The organism is Micrococcus terreus, from assembly GCF_900116905.1.
In the GTDB taxonomy this organism is placed as follows: Bacteria; Actinomycetota; Actinomycetes; order Actinomycetales; family Micrococcaceae; genus Citricoccus; species Citricoccus terreus.
Genome location: NZ_FPCG01000025.1, coordinates 1 through 3,343 on the forward strand (window position 1 = coordinate 1; position 3,343 = coordinate 3,343).

General features: G+C 65.9%; 3 protein-coding genes and 1 tRNA gene. 1 reads left to right on the forward strand and 3 read right to left on the reverse strand.

The window, feature by feature from the left end; translation table 11 throughout:
• Nucleotides 1–266: 266 nt before the first annotated feature.
• Nucleotides 267–343 (reverse strand) — tRNA-Pro (locus tag BM355_RS13935).
• Nucleotides 344–455: 112 nt separating this feature from the next.
• Nucleotides 456–1,835: an FAD-binding oxidoreductase gene (locus BM355_RS13940; RefSeq protein ID WP_091699753.1), complete on the reverse strand. Its 1,380-nt coding sequence runs from the start codon at nt 1,833–1,835 to the stop codon at nt 456–458.
• 119 nt (nt 1,836–1,954) lie between these two features.
• Here BM355_RS13940 and BM355_RS13945 point away from each other — a divergent pair, with 119 nt between their 5' ends.
• Nucleotides 1,955–2,635: a hypothetical protein gene (locus tag BM355_RS13945; protein WP_091699755.1), complete on the forward strand. Its 681-nt coding sequence runs from the start codon at nt 1,955–1,957 to the stop codon at nt 2,633–2,635.
• Between the two features lie 23 nt (nt 2,636–2,658).
• On the opposite strand, the gene BM355_RS14275 is transcribed toward BM355_RS13945, so the two are convergent.
• A complete protein-coding gene (locus tag BM355_RS14275) occupies nt 2,659–2,868 on the reverse strand; it encodes a hypothetical protein (protein ID WP_143109535.1) in 210 nt (69 codons plus the stop codon).
• Between the last annotated feature and the right edge of the window lie 475 nt (nt 2,869–3,343).

The window sequence follows — 3,343 nt, forward strand, 5'->3', positions numbered from 1 at the left end:
ACAACTATCATCGACCCCATACCGCCTGCGGCCACCAGCCCCCAGCCTCACGCGCACCCCGCACCCTCAATAACGTCATGGCCTCCTACAACTAGTGACGTGCATCCAGCACACACGAATCCGTGAAGCCCGTGAGTAACCAGCAGAAGCTGGAGAGGGAGGCTGCGAATGCCGCCCGGAGGAGGCCAATTCGTCGAGTTTTCGTCGGGGTAGTCAATTCATTAAACCTTAAAAGCCGCGGAAACCCTTGAGTTTCCGCGGCTTTCTGGTCGGGGTGACAGGATTTGAACCTGCGACCTCGTCGTCCCGAACGACGCGCGCTACCAAACTGCGCCACACCCCGAGGTCCTCGCGACCGGCCGGAATCCCGCCAGTCACAGTGGTCCAGCATACTCCCGGGCGAGCGGATTCACCAAAACGGCCGCAGGCAGGTCGCCCACCGTCAAGCGCATCGCCTACAGGATGGCCCGGCCCGGGTTGAGGATCTCCTGCGGGTCCACGAGCTGTTTGATCTGCCGCTGGATCTCCACGACCGGTCCCGACTGCTCCCAGTGCATCCACCGCAGCTTGTACGAGCCGATCCCATGTTCACCGCTGATCGTGCCACCCATGTCCAGGGCGACGCGGATCGATTCGTCCAATGCCGCCTCCAGCCGGGGCATCGCCTCACTTGCCTCTGCCGTGGCGATCCAGAACGTGGGATGCAGGTTGCCGTCAGCGGCATGGGCGACGACCTTGAGCTGGACGCCGTGGCTGACGGCCATGCGCTCCAGTTCAGCCACGTAGTCCACCAGCCGTGACTTGGGCACCGCCACGTCCTCACCAGTGCGGATCTGGGTCTCGACCGCGTCGCCTCGAGCATGCCGGCGCAGTTCGACCAGCGCCTCAGCCTCGGCGTCGTCGGGTGCCGAGAGAATCCCGCCGAGGCCGGTGAGGACCTCTCGGATAATCTCCATCTCCGCTGCCGCACCGAACCCATCGGTCTGCACCAGCAGCATCGCCTCCCCTCGCGCAGAGAGCGTGGAGCCGTGCGCCTCGTCCAGAGCGGCCATGGTGCCGCGGTCCATGATCTCCAGGATGGCCGGTGTCACGCGTGCCGCACCGATCTGCAGGACGCCCGCGGCCGCCGTCGGGAAGTCCGGGAGCCAGGCCGCCAGGGTGAGCACCTTCACGGGAGCCGGACGCAGCCGGACGGTGGCGCCGACGATCACCCCCAGCGTTCCCTCCGAACCGGTGAACAGGCCCGTCAGGTCATAGCCCACCACGCCCTTGATGGTCTGGTGTCCGGTGCGGATCAGGCTCCCGTCGGCCAGGACCACGTCCACGGCCAGGACGGAGTCGCGGGTCACCCCATACTTGGCGCACCGGAGTCCGCCGGCGTTCGTGGCGATGTTCCCGCCGATCGTCGAAGTGCGGTAGCTGGCGGGGTCGGGGGCATACATCAGCCCATGGGCGGCTGCTGCCGTGTTCAAGTCCGCATTGATCACCCCGGGCTCCACCACCGCGGTGCCGTCCTCCGGGTTCAGCTGAAGGATCCTGTCCATCCGCGTGGTGGAGAGAACCACACCACCAGGCAGGGCGTTGGCACCTCCGGACACTCCGGTTCCTGCGCCACGGGTCACCACGGGAACCCGGTGCTCGCTGGCCAGCCGCATCAGCTGCTGAACGTCCTCGACGCTCTCCGCGTGCACCACCGCCTCAGGCAGAGCCACCACGAGGCCTTCCAGGGGGCCTTTGTCCACGGAGTACTCGGCCAGTCGCTCTTCGTCCTGTGTCAGCTGATGCTCGGGGAACACGGCAACGAGGGCATGCAGGAAGGAGTCTGGGGCGGGCATGTCCCCATGGTAGGCGACTGTCCCGGCCACCGGCTGGCACCGGACTCTAGACTGGGCGGACCAGACACGACGACGGGGTGCAGCCCGTCTTGCCGATCTCTGCGAAGGCGAGGTGCAGTGTGGACCACCGAGAACGACGCGGCTCGGACCGCTCCGCGGGTGAGGGACAGCGTTCCGGAGGCTTCCTGGGTTCACCCGGCAACCTGGTGGGCCTGGGGGCACTGACCGTCGTCCTTCTGCTGGTCCTGCTGCTCAGCCAGTCGGTGCCGGCCGCCGTGATCGCTGGCCTGCTCGGCTACGGCGCTGGGTACTTCCTCGCCCCGGACCAGGCGCGACGTCCAGCCCTGGAGACCTATGCCTCGGGCGTCCCCGTGACGGGGGCAAGCCAGAAGGACGTCCAGGAACGGCTACGCGCCTTGAGCTCCACGATCCAGTCTGAGCACCGGAGACTTCCTCCACGCGCGCACGATGAGCTCCGCCAGGCGATGACCCAGTTGGAGGAGATGGCTCAGAGATGGGACACCGTCGCCACCGCCCCGGACCATCGCCATGTGGTCGAATCCATCATCTACGACTATCTGCCGACCACGTTGGACCTGTTCCTGACGCTGCCGGACTCAGAGAAGCCTCATCACGCTGCTGAATGGACGCACCAGCTCGGCACCCTGACGACCGCGATCGAACACAGCCGGGAAGCTGTGCTCCGCCGGGACCTCCAGGCCATGCGGACACAGGGCCGGCTGCTCGAACAGCGGTTCGAAGACGGGGATCTGGCTCTGTTCAAGGAGCATGGCCTGTAGAGACCACATCGACCATCCCCGACTCAGATGGGTGCCCCACCGGTGAACCGCGCGAAGCCTTCCAGCAGTCCAGACCAACTCTGAACCAGTTCGCCGTCGTCAGACTCGATGCTCACTGCCGTGCGATCCTGTCCGTCGTTGGAGTCGAACCGCACGGTCAGCGCCCTGTCCACCGGCTCTGAGACGGCCCGGCCACGCCAGTTGAGGCGAAGCACTCCGGGAGATACGGACACGATCGAAGCCCAGACGTGCTCAGAACCGTCGGCGCCCTCTTCGAGCAGCTCCCCTCCGACGAACCCCAGGTGCCCCTCTGGACCAGTGAGACGACGCTCCAGAGGCCACCATAGATGTGGGTACTCCGTAAAGGCTTCGATCGTCCGGTCACGGGCCAACGGGATGTCCACGTGCCGCGTTGTGTGCTCAGATATGGGCGGGACCGGGTGGGATGGCTCGGCAGGTGCCGGTGGATCGGCCGGCGCCGGCTCCGTTGCGAACGGATCGAGGAAGAGATGCTCATCCATGTGCTCAGTGTCGCATAGCACCAGGTCAGAAAGTACCCGCGGCGCCCCCTCCACATTCAAGGACATCAGGACCGAGAAGACTCTGTTAAAGCGCTCGGGCCCCACCGTGTGGTGGGGCCCGAGTCTTTGAAAGTAGTGTCCGGCGGCGTCCTACTCTCCCACACACTCCCGTGTGCAGTACCATCGG